Origin of the sequence: Corallococcus macrosporus DSM 14697 (genome assembly GCF_002305895.1) — a bacterium.
Taxonomy (GTDB): Bacteria; Myxococcota; Myxococcia; order Myxococcales; family Myxococcaceae; genus Myxococcus; species Myxococcus macrosporus.
Map to the genome: position 1 here is coordinate 8,029,437 of NZ_CP022203.1, position 15,683 is coordinate 8,045,119.

A 15,683-nucleotide genomic window follows, 5' to 3' on the forward strand; every position below is an offset into this window, starting at 1 on the left:
GAGGCCACCCACCTCAGGTGGGCAGCGGCTGGCCCAGGCCCTTGCGCAGGGCCTCGTCGATGAGGTCGTGCACCTTCACCTCCGCCTCCCTCACGCGCGCCTGATGCTGCTCGCTCAACCGGACCTGCTCCTCGTGCAGGGCGTGCTGCTTCTCGCTGAGCTGGCCCTGCTCCTTGCTCAAGGCGCCCTGCTTCTCGGCGAGCCCCGCCATCTGCTTCTCCAGGGCCGCCATCTCCTGCTCCAGCGTGCGGTCCTGCTTCTTCAGCTCGGCGCGGCGGCGCTCGCGCTCGGTCTCCGACAAGGAATCCAGCCGCGTCTCCTCCAGGTGGAGCCCGGCTTGCCGATAGGCCAGGTCCCCGAGCTTGCGGCCCAGACCGCCCTGCTCATGGCCCAGGGTGGCCTGCTTCTGGCCGAGCGCGGCCTGCTGCTTGCCCAGGGCGGCCTGCTTCTCCCCCAGCGCGCTTTGCGCCTTGCCCAGCTCGCGCGTGCTGGAGAGGGCTTCACGCACGGCCTTCAGCGTGGCGGGGTCGCGGATGATGAACGCCTCGTCCTTGCGGCGGACAAAGAGAATCTCCTTGTTCTTCTGCTTGAAGGTGCGCGCCAGCTCAAGGTCGACCGTGGTGCCGTTCATCATCGCCGACCCATCCGCCAGCAGCACGTAGCCGCGGTCCGGGTCCCCCATCGGTGGCGCGGGCGGAGCCGGCGGCGGAGGAGGAGGAACCGCGGCGAGGTGAGGGCCGGCGCCCAGGACGTGCCGGTGCGAGGCGACCGCGATGCGGGGGGCCGGAGGCGTCGGCGGCAGCGGAGGCAGCGGCGAGGCAGCGCCGAGCTCAGCGGGTGTATTGGGCGGCGTCGGCGCGGCGGGCGGCGTTGGCGGCGGCATCGCGGGCGAAGCGCTCGCAACGCCCTGGGGATGGAACACGACCACGCCCCGCTTCACCACGACGCGCTCGTTCCTGGTCTCCGTGACGCGCTCGCCCTGAGCCGGAGACGGCGCGGGCTTCGCGGCTGGAGACGTCGTGGCCGTGCCCCGCGAAGGCGCGGGCTTCGCGGCCGGAGACGCCGTTGCCGTGCCTGGCGAAGGCGCGGGCTTTTCGGCTGGAGACGCCATGGCCGTGCCCCGCGAAGGCGCGGGCTTCGCGGCCGGAGACGCCGTGGCCGTGCCCCGCGAAGGCGCGGGCTTCGCGACAGGAGACGCCGTGGCCGCGCCCAACGAAGGCGCTGGCTTCGAAGCCTGAGCCGCCGCGGGCGCCGAGGCAGGCGACTCAGGCGCCTGCCCGGACGCGGCGCCCGCTTCCCGCGCGACGACCTGGAAGGGCACCAGCGCCGCGACGCCCATGGCGGAGAGCGCCACCTTCAACACGCGCCGGATTCGAGGGGAAACGGCATCAACATGCTCCAGCATGCTCAACCTCCTGTGCAACGCATCAACGTGAGATGACGCACCAAGCGCCGCGGCCGAGCCGGGAGCCCTTGCGATTCCAAAGGCGAGAATCAGCTCGCCGTAGTCCGCGGGCTCCGCGTCCGTGAGCCGGATGGCCTCGGCGTCACACGCCTCCTCGCGAGCCAGCGCGTACTCGCGGGCAGCCCGCCGCGCGAGCGGGTGGAAGAAGAAGAGCGACTCCATCAGCGCGGGCACCCAGCCAAGCCACAAGTCCCCCCGGCGCAGGTGCGCCAGTTCGTGCGCCAGCGCCATGCGCAGCGCCGCCATGGGCAGCAACCGCACGGCCTTCGCGGGCAGGACCACCACCGGCGACAGCAACCCCGTGGCCAGCGGACTGGCCACCGTCTCGGAGACCAGGAGCATTGGCGCGCGTCGCAGCCCCGCGGCCGCCGACAACGCCCGCACCTCCGCCTCCAGCGCTGGGTGCACCAGCGGACGCGCCGCCCGGCGCAGACGACGCACCGCGAGCCCGCTCTTCACCTGGCCTCGCATCTGCCACAGCACCCCGGCGCCCCACACCATCAGGAGGAGCCACGCCAAGGCGCGCCCCCATGAGAGGGAAACGCCGGGCTCGCCCTCCGCGTGCGCGGCACCGCCCCCGTCCCCCTGGCGCCCGGCCTCACGCGGCGCAGTCACAGGGAGCCCGCCGGCCCCCACCATCCAGGAGGAAGGCCCGGGCCCCGCCGCCACGAGGCTCACCACCTCGCCATGGCGCGCGGCCTCGCGCCGCGTGGACACGGCCACCTGGAGCCCATCAGGCGCAACGCCGTTCGCCGCCCACCGCGGAGGAGACACCGCCCCTTGCGTCGCGCCAGCCTCCACGCCCTCCCGTGTCGAGCCTTGCGCCTGGAAGGCCGTCACCTTCGCGCCAGCCACGGGCCGCCACGCGGAAGCCCCGCTCCACCACGCCTCCACCCGCGCCACGCTGGACGCCACCGACGCGGGCAGCACCGGCAGCGCGAGCGTGGGCAGCCATCCCAGCGCCACCACGAACTTGAGCGCCACCAACCACCAGAGCCCGGCGCGCAGCGACGCCGGCAACCGGGGCCACGCGCGGGACACCGCCCACACCAACGCGGCGCACAGCGCCCCCTGCCACGACGCCCGCCACAAGCCCGAGGACATCCAGTCGGTGAACATGCGACTACCCCTTCCGCTTCTGCGAGCGCAGCCGCGCCACGACGTCCTGGAGCTGCGCCAGCTCCTCGTCGGACACATCCTCGGCCTCGGACAGGTACGCGGCGAACGGTGACACCGAGCCCGACAGCGAGCGCTGCACGAAGTCGCCCACCACGTCCCTGAGCAATTCGGCGGCCGGCACCGGCGAGGCGTACTGGAACACGCCCTCCACCTTGCGCCGCGTCAGGTAGCCCTTCAGCCGCAGGCGCTCCATCACCGTGAGGATGGTGGAGCGCGCCAGCCCCTGGGCCTCGCCAAAGCGCTCGGCCACCTCACCCACGGTCGCCGGGCCGTGCTCCGCCACGTACCGCAGCACCAACAGCTCCTGCTCTCCCACCGGCTTCTTCATGCGCCTTCCCGTGACGACAACTGTAGTCACGAAGAAGGTACGGCTGACTACAACCGTAGTCAAGCAGGGCGAAAAGAGAGCGGCGTCAGGCCGACGAAGGCCCGGCCGCCGCTCGGAGCGCGGGACTCAGCGCTGGAAGTCCACGCCCACGCCAGCCCCAGCGGTGACGCCTCGCACGAGCGTGCCGTCCGGTTGTGGGAAATGGACGGTGCCGCCGGAGCCCCAGGCGTAGAAGTGATTGAGGATGCGCTGGCGCAGCTCCACCCCCGCGGAATAGCGGGGCCGGTCTCCCAGGCCCGTCAGCACCACCCGGGCCAGCGCCCGCGTCTTGCCGCCGGGGAGCTCGAAGCCCGCGGACACATCCGCGTCCGTCCTGCCGAAGCCGAAGTACTGCGCGGCCACGCTGCCCAGCAGGAGCAGCTCGTTGGGGTTGCCCTTCGCGACGCTCACCTCCGCGTAGCCCGCGAAGCCCGACGGCAGCACCTCCTCCGCGATGGGCGTCTCCGACAGGCCGACGCCGGAGAAGCGGCCCAGCTCGTAGTCGGGGCCGAACATGCCGAAGCGGAAGCGGCCTCCCTGCTTGCGGCCCTGGACGGTGACGCTCAACTGCGTGCCGCTGGCCATCTGCCCTTCGAAGGCCACGCCCAGCAGGCCGCCGAAGGCCGGCGTGTGGGCCTGCGTGAAGCGCGCGCCGCCGCCCAGCAGGGCCCACGCGCGCAGGCGCTCGCCCTTGTACAGCGCGATGTCTCCGCCCACCGAGGCCAGGGTGAGGTCGGGCGTCCTGCCGCCCGCGCGGCCCGCGTCGTGCGCCGCGGACAAGCGGAGGAGATACCGGTCGAAGTGCTTCGCGTCGTCGTTGGCCATGCGCCCGAGGTCCAGCAGCGCCTCGCCCGCGAAGATGCGCGCGGCGAGCACGTCACTGGCCAGGAGCTCCGCGCGGACCGCGCCCTTCACGAGCGTCAGCGAGCCGCCCGCGGGGTGGTAGTCCGGCGTCAGCGTGTTGCTGTAGCGGCCCACGAGATAGCCGCGGCCCAGCGTCTCCTCGGAGAAGGGCTCGACGCGGAGGAAGACGGGGCGCCCCTCCTGCCCGATGCGCAGCATGCGCACCACCTGGCCGAAGTCGCTCAGCTCGTCCCAGTCCTCGCGGCGCAGACCGCCGCTGTAGTCGTCCTCGCGCGTGGGCGCTTCATCCACCATCCGCAGCCGCAGGTTGGCGCCCAGCCGCAGCACGAAGGTCTCCCCGTGCGTCAGGCCCAGCGAGGGATGGATGCGCGCGAAGAAGTCCTGGCCACCGTCGCGGGGCCCGGAGGGGAGGCTCAGGCCGCCGGCCTCCAGTTGGCCGCTGAAGCCAAAGCCCGCACCGCCCGGGTGCGTGCTCCCCGGAGGCGCGGGCTCGTCCAGCCGCGCGGCGGAGACAGGGCCTCCCTCCCGCGCGGGCGCGGAGACCTCCTCCTCCGAAGGGACCTCCTCCACGGTGGAGCTGCCGTCGTACTGCGTGGACACCAGGGCGAGGAGAGCGAAGAGGGGGGCGCCAGTCATCGTCCCCCGACTCTACCTGCCCCCGGCGCCAGACGAAGCACGCGACCGCATCCGCGTGTGGGAGACACTGCGGACCGTCGGCACACGCGCCCCCGCTGGACGTCAGCGGCGACGCGCGACCTTCACGCCGCGTCAACGGTTGCTGTCGAGCTCGACGTCGCTGGACTCCACTTCCTGGGTCTCCACCTCGTCGGCGTCGAGCTCCTCGACCTCGGACTTGCCGTCCACGGGCTCCTTCTGGATGTTGCCCGAGCCGCCCACGCCGTCCTTGCGAGCCTCCTCGCTCTGCTGGCCCCCCAGGAGCGGCCCATCCTGCACGTCGTACTTCTCGCCCTCCGGCGTCGTCACCGAGGTGCCCGCGCCCATGCCGGGGCCGCTGCCGCCGGTGGCCTCGCCGTCGTAGACGGTGGGCGCGTCCTGCCGGTCACGCCGCTCGTTGTCCGTCACGTCCGCGGCCTCGCCCGCGCTGCGGTCATCCCAGTCGGAGTTGGTGTCCACGGACCCGGGCGCCGTCGTCTCCGTCCCCGAGCCGCCGATGGCGCGGTCATCCGCGCGCGTGTTCGCCGAGTTGCTCGAACAACCCCAGAAAGCCAGTGCCGCCACCGCGGCCATGAGCGGAAGCTTCATGGTGAATCCCCCTTGCGTGAGAGAAGTTGTGCTCTCGACAAGGTGGCGTCCCCGGCGGCAGGAACAACCCGCCGGCCATGCCCGTGTCCCCGGGCCCGCCCCAAGGCAGGCGGGCGCTCAGGCCCCTGGCGCGCCGCCGCCTCCGCGCGCGGCTAGCCGTCGTCCTGCGCGCAGGGGAGGATGGCGCGGTGCGGGCGCTCGGTGCCCGTGCCCACCAGCCAGCGCGACAGCAGGCGGACCCCGGACGCGAACAGCCCGTCCTCGGCGCGGTGGAGCACCTCGAAGAGGGACTCGTCCAGCACCGACGCCTCCGGGTCGATGATGAGCTCCTCGGGCTCCAGCGACTTGAGCAGCGGGCTCTGGTCGAACACCGTCGACATGGGGTGGGCGCGCAGGCGCTGCAGCCCCATGACGGCCAGGCCGTCCAGCCAGTCCACCAGCCCGCCGTCCGCCGCCGCCAGCAGGCGCAGGGCCGCCAGTCCCTCCAGCCCCGCGTGCTCGGCCATCAGCGACACGCGGACGCGGCGGATGGCGCGCTGGGTCGCATCATTGGGCGCCTCCGCCTCCCAGCTCAGGTTCAGCTCCGAGTCCAACCCGAGGCTGCGGTTGGTGGTGTTCGCCGAGCCCAGCGTGAGGAAGCGGTCATCCACCACCATCACCTTCGAGTGGATGTACGTGTAGACGTCCTCGCCGGTGCGCGCGTCGTGCCCCGCGGAGCAGTACACGCCAAAGGAGTGCCCCGTCTCGTGCGCCACGCGCTCCAGCGCGCGCAAGAGCCGCACCTGGGCAATGCCCATGGCGAGCTGCTCCCGCAGCGCCTCCGGCTGCTGGGGCAACACCAGGACAATCTGGAGCCGCCCCCGCCCCGCGGCCCGCATGCGCTTCACCAGCGCCTGGAAGATGGCCCGCGAGGAGAAGTACTGGTTCTCGATGTAGATGAAGCGCTCGGCCGCGTCGATGGCGTCCAGGTACAGCGCGGCCACCTCCTGCACCGCCGGCTGCGGCGGCAGGAGCGTCTTGCCGAAGGTGCGGCTGATGGCCACCGGCCCCGGCGGCGCCGGCAGGCTGGGCGTGAAGTCCACGTCGTCCCGGGACACCTTGGGCAGCCGCAGCTCGCCGCCGCCCGAGTGCGCCCAGCGCGCCTCGAACAGCTCCGCCAGGCGGTCCACCACCGGCCCCGTCAACACCGACTGCACGTCATGGTAGGGGCCGTGCGGGTCCCTCCCGCTGTCACAGCGCAGCTCCGAGCGCACCGGGTGGTCGCGGTCATCCCACCGGCAATCACAGACATCCATGCCGCCGGTGAAGGCCACCGCGCCGTCAATGACGACCAGCTTCTGGTGGTGCGCGCCATACAGCGGACTGGAGGCGTCGAAGCGGAAGTGCACCTGCCCGTTCGCCGTCCAGTTGAAGATGAGCCGCTGCATCCACTCGCGCTCCATGGCGAGCAGCAGGCTGAAGTCCCACGCCAGCACGTAGACGCGCAGCTCCGGGTTGGCCCGGCACAGCTCGTCCAGCATCGGGAGCAGCCGCGCCTCGCCGCGCGCCTCGCCCAGGTCCTCGCCCCGGAGCAGGGCCACGTCGCTGTCGAACTGCCAGCCCGTAATCGCGATGTATCCGCGGGCCTTCTGCGCGGCCCGGTACAGCTCGCGGTAGTAGGCGCGCGCGTCCACCAGCACGCCCGCGTCGCTCGCCTCCTCCACCGTCCAGCAATTCCGCCCGGGACTGATGATGCGTCTCACAGGTGCGTCCCTTCCCGTCCCCCGCCTCGGCCGCCCTCACCTGGCGCCCCCGCCAGGCCGTCCTGCTCCGCGCACGCCCCGGACTGGCGTGTCAGCCGACGAAGACGATGTGCTTGCCCGTGGCGACCGTCATGTCCTTGGAGGACATCACCTGCGCCACCTTCTTCACCTCGCCGCCCACCGTGTCGAAGGCCGCCGCGATGAGGTCACCCAGCGTCACCTGCACCTGGCGGGCGCTCCGGCCAGCCCCCTTCACCGCGCTCGCCGTCTTCACCTTCACCTGCTGGGCCTTACGACGGATGACCTGTCCACGCTTCTGAGTCTTCGCCATGATTTCGTCTCCAAGGGTGAAGGGTTTGCTTGTCCTGCGCCCGACCCGCCCGCCGCCGCCGTCCTGCACGCCCACTCCCTTCAGCAACCCGCGTGCCGTCCGCCAACCCCTTGATTTCCCGAAGGCCGGCTGCCTGCCCCCCCGCCCCGGGGACTGGACTTCTGACTTTTTTTCAGCCCTGCGCGGGCGGGCCCCGACGGAAGTTCTTCCAGGGGCGCCCACGCCGGCCTTCCCGCCGGCGGCGCCCCGCCCGGGGCAGGTTGCCCCGCTGGGGCATCCCGCCCCACCCCACCGTGGCCGCCTGCTCCCGCGCGCCGCGGGGGCTCGCGCCTACTCACAGCGAAGCCCAGGTCACCCGCCGCCATACCGACCGCGCGGGTCGTTCTTGCGCCACGGGGAATCCCATATCGAATCTTCCGGAAAATTACAGACATGTAAGTCTATTTGAAATTACAGGGAAAAGCCGCTTCAATACGTGTCACATCCCACGAGGGGCGTTACCCGTATGGAATTGAAGACTCCCATCAGCGCCACCTCACCCACGCTTCAGCCCATGTCGTTCCAGGGCATCGAAGTCATCGGCCAGTCGATTCTCGCCATCGTCAACGGCATGGAGCTCGCCCAGTCCCGCGCGCTGCGCATCCTGGGGGAGAACGGCATCGCGCCGCTGAAGGCGGATGTCTGGTACCCCATGCCCGCCCTGCTGAAGTCGTTCCAGCTCGTGTTCGACAAGATTGGCCCCAGCACGGTGAGAACGATTGGCCGGAAGATTCCGGACAGCGCGCACTTCCCGCCGGACATCGACACGCTGGAGAAGGGCCTGCGCGCGGTGGACCTGGCGTACCGGATGAACCACCGCGGCAAGGGCGCCATCGGCGGCTACCGCTTCGAGCCGGTGGACCGGCGAAACGCACGCATGGTGTGTGACAATCCCTATCCGTGTGATTTGGACCTGGGGCTCATCGAGGCCATTGGCGACCGGTTCCGCCCCAAGGATTCGCTCTGGGTGCGTATTGAACATGAGGCCAGGAGTTGCCGGCGGCGCGGCGACAGTGCCTGCACCTACAGCATCAACTGGTAGCGGAGTTCCGCCAGAGGGCCGGCGGCGGCGCATCACCTCACACCCGTGGGAGGGCCATCATGAAGGAAGTGCTCCAACACATCGCCGTGCGCGAGGCGCGCTTCGCAGCGCACCCCTTCTTCTCCGACATGCGGATGGACCGGCCCATCGACCAGGTGATGGCCTTCGCGCCCCGCCTGACGTTCTGGGTGATGACGTTCCAGGACGTGCTGCGCCTCAACGCCCACTTCATCCAGGACGCGCACCTCAAGGCCCTGGCCACGCGGCACCACGCGGAGGAGGGCGGGCATGACCAGTGGTTCGAGGACGACATCTCCGCGCTCACCGGCGGCTCGCTGAGCATCGGCGCCATGTACGGCCGCGCGCACGCGAAGACGCGCGACGCGGCCTACGCCATCATCAGCGAGGTGTACCGCCCGGTGGATGACCGGCTGCGCATCGTGCTGCTGTGGGCGCTGGAGTCCACCAGCCACGTCTTCTTCAGCCGCACCGCCATCATCACCGCGGCGCAAGGCGCGGACGAGCGGCTGAAGTACTTCTCCGACCACCACATGCAGGCCGAGGCGCAGCACGCCATGTTCGAACAGGAGCTGGCGGCGGAGCTGGAGGCCATGCAGCTCTCCCCGCAGGTGCGCGCGGAGGCCCTGGCCATGGTGGACCGCATCTACGCCGCGTTCGACACCATGTTCGACGGGCTGCGCGTCAACCTGGAGCGGGAGCACGCCGAGCCCCCCGCGTCTGGCCACCCGGCGCGGGCCGCCAACGAAGAGGTCCTCCCCCTGGAATTGGAAGAGGACCTGGAGGTCATCGTGCTGGAGGCGGATGAAGAGGCCCGCGCCGCCTGAGGGCGGCGGCTGGGAGCAGCGACTACCGCGCGGGAGGGGAGAGCACGAGGATGAGCTCCCCGCCCACGTACTTGCCGGCCTTCTGGTAGACGGCGCCCTGGCGGCCCAGCTCCACGTCCAGCGTGGGCTGCCGGGGGATGGCCACGCGCACCGTGGCCGTGCCTTCCTTGATGCCCTGGAGCTGCAACGTCGCGTTGGCGCCGTTGGGCAGCTTCACCTCGGAGGGGCTCTTCGCGCTCACCGTCAGCACCTCATTCGAGAGGCGCTTGAAGGAGGTGAAGCTGAAGTTCTGCTTCTGGAACTGCTCCTTCATCTTCTGCAGCTCGGGCGGGTCGACCTCGGTGCCCTTCTTCGAGGCGAGCACCACTTCGACCTGGACCTGGACCTTCGCGTCCTGCGCGCTGGCGGCCAGGGGCAGCAACATGCCCAGCCCCAGCACCGCCCACAGCATCCGGCCCGACGACAAATGTCTTCTCACAAGGAACCTCCCGACGGCCTGGGGGCGTCAGGGGCCGGGCGCGCGGGCACGTTGCGCCCGCTTGCGTCCGGCTGGCCGACGCCGGTTGGGTCCTGCCGCTCACCCTTCTCCGCGCCGGGGGCCAGGACGTCCGAGTCCTCGTCCACCAGCCAGATGATGGTGCCCCCATTGTCCGTCTCCATCACCACCGGCGCCACCTCGGCGTTGCGGTAGGGCTGGATGGACTTCACCGTCATGCGCTCGGCGGCGTACCCCTCCGGCGCCTTGTCACCCGTCAGGAGGGGCACCCCCACCAGTACCAGCACGGCCGCGGTGGCCAGCGACGAAATCATCGCGGTGCGCTGGTAGAGGAACATTTCGGACACTGCCAGCTTCAGCCGCTCCATGAGGGGCGGCTTGTCCGGCGTCACCCGCGCCATGACGCGCTGGGTGAAGTCCTTGAAGTCCACGTCGTCCAGGGCCATGTCCAGGCCCACCCGCAGCAGGCCGGACTCGGCGCGCAGGTCCGCCGCCCGCCCGGTGCAGTCCCGGCAGGCAGACAGGTGACGCTCCACGTTGACGCGCTCGCCGGAGCTCAGCTCTCCGTCGACGTACGGGGACAACAGCGGTACGAAACGCTCACACGCGGGATTTCCGGCCATGGGCTCCACCTGCTCGCTGGAATGGGCTGCGAAAATTGGGACGGGCCGTTCCCTCAGATATTCGAGGGCCGCTCACTCACTGCCCACGCCGCTCTTCGCTTCGTCCAACTCCAGGTATTCACTGAGGATTTTCTGGACCTTGGCCCGGGCATGGAACAGCCGGCTCATCACCGTGCCCTTGGGAATGTCCAGGGTGCGAGCCAGGTCGTCGTAGGACATGCCCTCGATTTCCCGCAGCAGGAGGATGGCGCGGTGCTTCTCCGGCACCGTGGCCAGGGCCTCCTGGATCTTCTCCGCCAGCTCGCGGCGCAGGGCGCTCTTCTGGGGGTTGGTGCCCAGCCGGCTGCCCAGGGCGCCGATGCGGGCCTCGGACAGGTCCACGGCCTGGCTCTCGTCGAACTCCACGGCCTCGCCGCCCCCGCCACGCTTGCGGATGACGTCGATGCAGATGTTGACGGTGATGCGGTAGAGCCAGGTGTAGAAGGACGAGTCGCCCTTGAAGTGGTCCAGGTACTTGTAGACCTTGACGAACGCCTCCTGGGAGACGTCCATCGCTTCCTCCTTGTCCTTCAGCATGCCCAGGGCAACGGCGTACACCTTGCGCTGGTAACGCTCGACGAGGAGTTTGAAAGCGCGCTGGTCGCCGCTCCGGACGCGCTTGACGAGAGTGAGGTCGTCGGTTGCCAAGTAGGTGCGGCAACCTAGCACAAGCGGGTGCAATCCAAGGAGTTTCGCACCGCCGGACGCGCCGCCGCCGGGAGGAGCGGCCTAGAGGCTGACGAGCGCCGCCACCCCCAGCGCGATTCCCAGCAGGGCCAGCAGTGCGCCCAGGGTCAGCCGGTCCCACTGCGCCTGGGCCACCGCCCCGTCCTCCGGGCCCGAGCGGAACCGGTGCAGCACGTTCCACAGCATCCGCGCCCCCAGCCGGCGCTCCGTCCCCCGCTCGCGCCGCCCGTCCTGGTCCCGCGATTCGTCCTCCGCCGGAGGGGCCTCGTCGCGCGGCCTTGAGGTGGGCACGGGGACACCGCTCAGCGTCGCGGCCGTATGAACCCCCACCGCCTGGGCGAGCGACGGCTCGGCGCTCCGGGCGGCGGCCTCCTCGGAGTGGCGCACCTCCGGGGGCGGCTCCAGCCGCACCTCCGCGGCGCGCGTGCGGGCTTCGGCGGGGGTGCGGGCCTCCATCACCCACAGCCCCCGCGTCACGCCGTCCTCGCCGGTGTGCGTGTCCCGCAGCCCGGCGAAGCCCTGTCCCTCCAGGGCCTCGCGGAAGGCCTCGCGCGCCTCGGGCTCCGGCGGGTGCCGCGCGGCGGCGGCGGCGTAGGCCGTGTAGAACGCCCACAGCCGCGTGGCCCGCTCCGAGCCAGACACCCGCGGCGGCGCCAGGTGCGAGGCCAGCAGCGCCGCGTCCGACGCGAAGCGCTGCCCCAGCGCCTCCTGACCCGGGGTGTCCTCCAGGCCGGGCGGCACCAGCTCCGCCACCGGCTTCACCGGAGGCCGCTCCTGGCCCCCCACGGGTGGGTGCAGGGGCGGCGGAAGCTGGGGCCGGAAGTTGTCGTTCGGCCGGGGCTGGACCGCGGGGCGCCCCCACTCCGGGTTCCGGGGCCCCGGCGTGTCCGGGCCCTCGGGGCGCCTGGCGCCGCCGCCTCCCTCCAGCGAGCGGAGGGCGCGGTCAATCACGGCGGGGATGCGGAAGGAGGGCATGGGCAATGCCTCGCGCTGGCTTTGGGGTCCCGAGCTGCTGCGTCCGAGCCTAACCCGCGCCACCGCCTCGCGCCGTCACCGCACATGTCGAGGAGAGGCCGCCCGGCCCCTGGATTGTCGGCCACAAGCCAGGCCGGGTTGCGAGGGTGGGGCTATTCGCCCTCGTTCTGGACTTCAATGGGCGTCGTCATGCCGTTCGCGTCCAGCCGCACGCGGTAGAGGGAGTTCAGCCCGTCGCCGTCGAAGTCACCGCGCGCGAGGCAGGACACCTCCGGCTCGCCCACGGGGCTCTCCTGCACCACCACCTGGTACTGGAAGTTCACCTTCCCGTCCGGTTCGAAGCCGATGCGGTGGAAGGCCTCGTCCTTGGGGAAGGCCACGGCCCTGCCGCCGCGCGGAATCCCCTTCGGCGTGGGGCCGGCGGTGACGTAGACGCCGTGCGCATCGCGGTGGGCCTGGACGGCGTCACACAGCGCGAGCACGTTGACGCGGGCCTCGGAGTCGCTGGGGGGCGCCGCCCGGGTGGCGGGGCGCCGCTCCGAACACTGCGTCACCAGCAGGTGGCCCGTGGTCACCGCGAGCACGACGACGACCAGGAGGGGATGGGACCGCCTCCGGCTCGGCGCGCTCCAGTCCTCACCATCATCCGCCATCTCAACCTCCCCTCGCCCAGTCTCGCGGCTGGCGCAGCACCTCCACCAGCCGGGCCTCCGGCGTGCCGGGCTCCGGGTGATGGTCATAGCGCCAGCGGACCTGCGGCGGCAGCGACATGAGGATGGACTCGGTGCGCCCGCGCGTCTCCAGGCCGAAGACGGTGCCCCTGTCATAGACGAGGTTGAACTCCACGTAGCGCCCGCGCCGCACCTCCTGCCAGAAGCGCTGCGCGTCCGTCACCGGCGTGGCCTTGCGGCGCTCGGCGATGGGCAGGTACGCGTCCAGGAAGGCCCGGCCGCAGTCCCGGACGAAGGCGAACTCCTTCTCCAGGTCCCCGCCCATGTTCTCGAAGAAGATGCCGCCCACCCCGCGCGTCTCCTCGCGGTGGCGCAGGTAGAAGTACTTGTCACACGCGGCCTTGAAGCGCGGGTAGTAGTCCGCGTCGTGCGCGTCGCAGGCGGCCCGGTGCACGCGGTGGAAGTGCGCCGCGTCCTCTTCGTAGAGGTAGTACGGCGTCAGGTCCGCGCCGCCGCCGAACCACGCCTTCCCGCCCTGGTGGATGAAGCGGTAGTTGGCGTGCACGGTGGGCACGTGCGGGTTGCGCGGGTGCAGCACCAGGGACAGGCCCCCCGCCCAGAAGTGGCGGCCCTCGCCCTGGAGCTTCTGCGCGAACTGCTCCTCCAGCTCGCCGTACACCACGGACGTGTTGACGCCGGCCTTCTCCAGCACGGCGCCGTCCTCCAGCACCCGGCTGCGCCCACCGCCGCCGCCCGGACGGGTCCAGGAGTCCTCACGGAAGCGCGCCGAACCGTCCAGCCGCTCCAGGCCGCCGCAGATGTCGTCCTGCAGCGACTGGATGAAGACCGTCATCCGCTCCTTGAGGCTCTCCACGTCCACCGTCTTCATGCGCGCTCCCGGGGGCTGGGCGCGAAGGGGCGCCCGCCTCTGGCCTACACCAACTTCCCGGCCCCGGGGAGAACTCCCGCGCGCTACTGCTGCATCGAGTATTCGTCCGGCGCCTCGAAGTCCACGGGCGGGACGGCCGGCGCCATCTGCCCCGCGACGTCGAAGGCCTGGATGCGGGCGCGGTAGCTGCGGCCGTCCTCCATGGCGAAGGTGCCGCTGCACGCCTCATGGCCGATGAAGGCCGTGTTGTTGCTCACCGGCACCACGTACTGCTGCACGCTGGGCCCGGGGCGGCGCGGCTCCAGCTTCACCACCAGGTACGCCGGGCTGGCCTCCTTCAGCGACAGGTTGAGGCGCACGAAGCGGGCGGTGCCCTGCGCGCTGCGGCGCATGAAGCCCTCGGAGACGGCGGGGCGCTTGAGCCAGCGCGGGGCCTGCTTGTCCTGCCCCTTGCCGGTGAGCCACTCGGGCAGCATGGTGCCCCGGCCGTTGAGGAGCGCCACGTTGGGCAGCGACTCGTCCAGGCGCAGCGTGTAGCGCTTGTCCGCCTCCATGGCGCCCGCGGGCTTGAGGATGACGGTGACGCGGCCCAGGCTGCTCTCCCAGCCGCGCTTCACCGCCACCTCGACGATGTGGCTGTCCGACACCAGGCGCAGCTTCTTCCCCACCAGCGCGGCGACCTGGGGGCGCGCCGTCCCAACGCCCTCCAGCAGGAAGCGGGAGTTGGTGGGGATGATGGCGCCCGGTGTGGGAAAGAGCTGCACGCCATCCCCCAGGCACTGGGCCGCGGCGGAGGACGCAGAGAGCGATACGAGCAAGGGAACCAGGAGTCTCAGCACCATGGCGCCAAGTCTGCGCGCCACGGGGCTCGAAGGCCAGCGAAGCACCCGGAGAAACACCCGACGTGTGGGTTTTTCACAGCGGGGCCGCCGCCCTCAGTGCATGCCGCCGTCTTCCTCGGGAATCGCGATGGGGCCGAACTTCGCCTCGTAGCGCTGGATGTTGTCCTGCATGGCCGCCACCAGGCGCTTCATGTGCTTGGGGTTGGTGATGATGCGCGAGCGCACCCGGGCCTTGGGCTGCTGGGGCTGGACATAGATGAAGTCCAGGGTGAACTCGGTGTCGGAGTGGTTCACCAGGGCCATGTTGACGTACTGACCATTGGCCACGTCATCGTCCATCTGAATCTGCAACTGCATGTCCGGGGGCTTCGAAGTGTCCGCCATGAGGCAGGGGGCATAGCGCCTGCGCCCACGCGTGGCCAGTGTCACGGCGTGAGCCCGACCTCGGAAGCCGCCCCCATGGACCCGCTGAAGACGGCGCCCTTCGAGCTGGGCCGGGGCGAGGACGCGTGCCTGCTCCTGCACGGCTTCACGGGGAGCCCCTGGGACGTGCGTCCCCTGGGCGAGTCCCTGGCGGCCCGGGGCCTGCGCGTGGTGGCGCCGCGCCTGCCCGGACATGGCACCACCCCCCAGGCCCTGCTGGAGGTCACCTGGCGTGACTGGCTGACCGCGGCGGAGCAGGCCCTGCACGCGCTGCGGGGGCACCGGAGCGTGTTCGTGGCGGGCCTGTCCATGGGCGCGCTGCTGGCGCTCGAGCTGGCCGCGCGGCACCCGGAGGCGGTGCGCGCGCTGACGCTGGTGGCGCCGGCGGTGCGCTTCCGCGGGCCGCGCATGTTCCTGGTCCGGCAGCTCGCGCGCACGCCCGTGCTGGAGTGGACCCACCCGTGGGTGGCGAAGACGGGCACGGACATCTCGGACCCGGAGGCGCTGGCCCAGGCGCCGGTGCTGCCCGCCTTCCCCGTGGCGCGGCTGCGGGACTTGTGCGCGCTCCAGGCGCTGGCCATCCGGGACGCGGCGCGCGTGCGCTGCCCCACCCTGGTGGCGGTGGCGGAGCAGGACCACGTGGTGGACCCGGAGGGCGGGCGGTGGCTCGCACGCCGCCTCGGCGCGGCCCCGTCGGTGCGCGTCCTGTCGCTGCGGCAGGGCTTCCACGTCATCCCCCGGGACACGGCGGGGCCGCTGCTGGCGGCGGAGGTGGGCGACTTCCTGGCGCAGCAGCGGAGCGCCTCGTGGTGGGAGGCCGCGTCCCCCGCCGCCGGCGCCTGAGTGGGGTGCGGGCATGCGCTGAAGGCGAGCGACGGACAGGGCATCCGTGTATGGAGAA

General features: G+C 71.4%; 17 protein-coding genes. 3 read left to right on the top strand and 14 right to left on the bottom strand.

Translation table 11 applies throughout. The annotated features are described in order from the left end of the window. Window positions 1–13 precede the first annotated feature (13 nt). The 6 genes from MYMAC_RS32505 to MYMAC_RS32530 form a co-directional block, all read right to left on the bottom strand. Window positions 14–2,584, bottom strand: coding sequence for a M56 family metallopeptidase (locus MYMAC_RS32505; protein WP_095960877.1), 2,571 nt, complete (start codon window positions 2,582–2,584; stop codon window positions 14–16). 4 nt (window positions 2,585–2,588) lie between these two features. Beyond that, on the bottom strand, window positions 2,589–2,972 hold the full coding sequence (locus MYMAC_RS32510) for a BlaI/MecI/CopY family transcriptional regulator (RefSeq protein WP_013937611.1): 384 nt from the start codon (window positions 2,970–2,972) through the stop codon (window positions 2,589–2,591). A gap of 126 nt (window positions 2,973–3,098) precedes the next feature. Beyond that, window positions 3,099–4,511, bottom strand: coding sequence for a hypothetical protein (locus tag MYMAC_RS32515; protein WP_013937610.1), 1,413 nt, complete (start codon window positions 4,509–4,511; stop codon window positions 3,099–3,101). Between the two features lie 132 nt (window positions 4,512–4,643). Further along, window positions 4,644–5,138 carry a hypothetical protein gene (locus MYMAC_RS32520; protein WP_013937609.1) on the bottom strand — a complete coding sequence of 165 codons (495 nt, stop codon included), beginning with the start codon at window positions 5,136–5,138 and terminating at the stop codon, window positions 4,644–4,646. A gap of 152 nt (window positions 5,139–5,290) precedes the next feature. Continuing rightward, the gene (locus tag MYMAC_RS32525) at window positions 5,291–6,880 is read right to left on the bottom strand and encodes a phospholipase D-like domain-containing protein (protein ID WP_095960878.1); all 1,590 of its coding nucleotides are present in this window, start codon (window positions 6,878–6,880) and stop codon (window positions 5,291–5,293) included. Window positions 6,881–6,971: 91 nt separating this feature from the next. Beyond that, complete coding sequence (locus MYMAC_RS32530; protein WP_013937607.1) at window positions 6,972–7,211, bottom strand: hypothetical protein; 240 nt, start codon at window positions 7,209–7,211, stop codon at window positions 6,972–6,974. Between the two features lie 505 nt (window positions 7,212–7,716). On the opposite strand from MYMAC_RS32530, the gene MYMAC_RS32535 reads away from it, so the two are divergent. Further along, window positions 7,717–8,292 carry a hypothetical protein gene (locus MYMAC_RS32535; RefSeq protein ID WP_095960879.1) on the top strand — a complete coding sequence of 192 codons (576 nt, stop codon included), beginning with the start codon at window positions 7,717–7,719 and terminating at the stop codon, window positions 8,290–8,292. A 59-nt stretch (window positions 8,293–8,351) separates the two neighbouring features. Further along, complete coding sequence (locus MYMAC_RS32540) at window positions 8,352–9,137, top strand: hypothetical protein (RefSeq protein WP_013937605.1); 786 nt, start codon at window positions 8,352–8,354, stop codon at window positions 9,135–9,137. Window positions 9,138–9,159: 22 nt separating this feature from the next. Here MYMAC_RS32540 and MYMAC_RS32545 read toward each other — a convergent pair whose 3' ends face one another. The 8 genes from MYMAC_RS32545 to MYMAC_RS32580 form a co-directional block, all read right to left on the bottom strand. After that, window positions 9,160–9,588, bottom strand: coding sequence for a hypothetical protein (locus MYMAC_RS32545; protein WP_095960880.1), 429 nt, complete (start codon window positions 9,586–9,588; stop codon window positions 9,160–9,162). A 23-nt stretch (window positions 9,589–9,611) separates the two neighbouring features. After that, a complete protein-coding gene (locus tag MYMAC_RS32550; RefSeq protein WP_013937603.1) occupies window positions 9,612–10,256 on the bottom strand; it encodes an anti-sigma factor family protein in 645 nt (214 codons plus the stop codon). Between the two features lie 72 nt (window positions 10,257–10,328). Next, window positions 10,329–10,943, bottom strand: a complete 615-nt coding sequence (locus MYMAC_RS32555; RefSeq protein WP_013937602.1) for an RNA polymerase sigma factor — start codon at window positions 10,941–10,943, stop codon at window positions 10,329–10,331. A gap of 81 nt (window positions 10,944–11,024) precedes the next feature. After that, window positions 11,025–11,957 carry an Immediate early protein ICP0 gene (locus MYMAC_RS32560; protein ID WP_204817114.1) on the bottom strand — a complete coding sequence of 311 codons (933 nt, stop codon included), beginning with the start codon at window positions 11,955–11,957 and terminating at the stop codon, window positions 11,025–11,027. 152 nt (window positions 11,958–12,109) lie between these two features. Then, window positions 12,110–12,610, bottom strand: a complete 501-nt coding sequence (locus MYMAC_RS32565; protein WP_095960882.1) for a hypothetical protein — start codon at window positions 12,608–12,610, stop codon at window positions 12,110–12,112. Window position 12,611: 1 nt separating this feature from the next. Further along, window positions 12,612–13,517: an oxygen-dependent coproporphyrinogen oxidase gene (gene hemF / locus MYMAC_RS32570; RefSeq protein ID WP_095960883.1), complete on the bottom strand. Its 906-nt coding sequence runs from the start codon at window positions 13,515–13,517 to the stop codon at window positions 12,612–12,614. Window positions 13,518–13,600: 83 nt separating this feature from the next. Next, window positions 13,601–14,359 carry a hypothetical protein gene (locus tag MYMAC_RS32575; RefSeq protein ID WP_095960884.1) on the bottom strand — a complete coding sequence of 253 codons (759 nt, stop codon included), beginning with the start codon at window positions 14,357–14,359 and terminating at the stop codon, window positions 13,601–13,603. A 93-nt stretch (window positions 14,360–14,452) separates the two neighbouring features. Beyond that, window positions 14,453–14,743, bottom strand: a complete 291-nt coding sequence (locus tag MYMAC_RS32580; RefSeq protein ID WP_013937597.1) for a DUF3467 domain-containing protein — start codon at window positions 14,741–14,743, stop codon at window positions 14,453–14,455. A 75-nt stretch (window positions 14,744–14,818) separates the two neighbouring features. Here MYMAC_RS32580 and MYMAC_RS32585 point away from each other — a divergent pair, with 75 nt between their 5' ends. Beyond that, window positions 14,819–15,625 (top strand): alpha/beta hydrolase, encoded by an 807-nt coding sequence (locus tag MYMAC_RS32585; RefSeq protein WP_095960885.1) that lies wholly within the window; start codon window positions 14,819–14,821, stop codon window positions 15,623–15,625. Window positions 15,626–15,683: the final 58 nt, after the last annotated feature.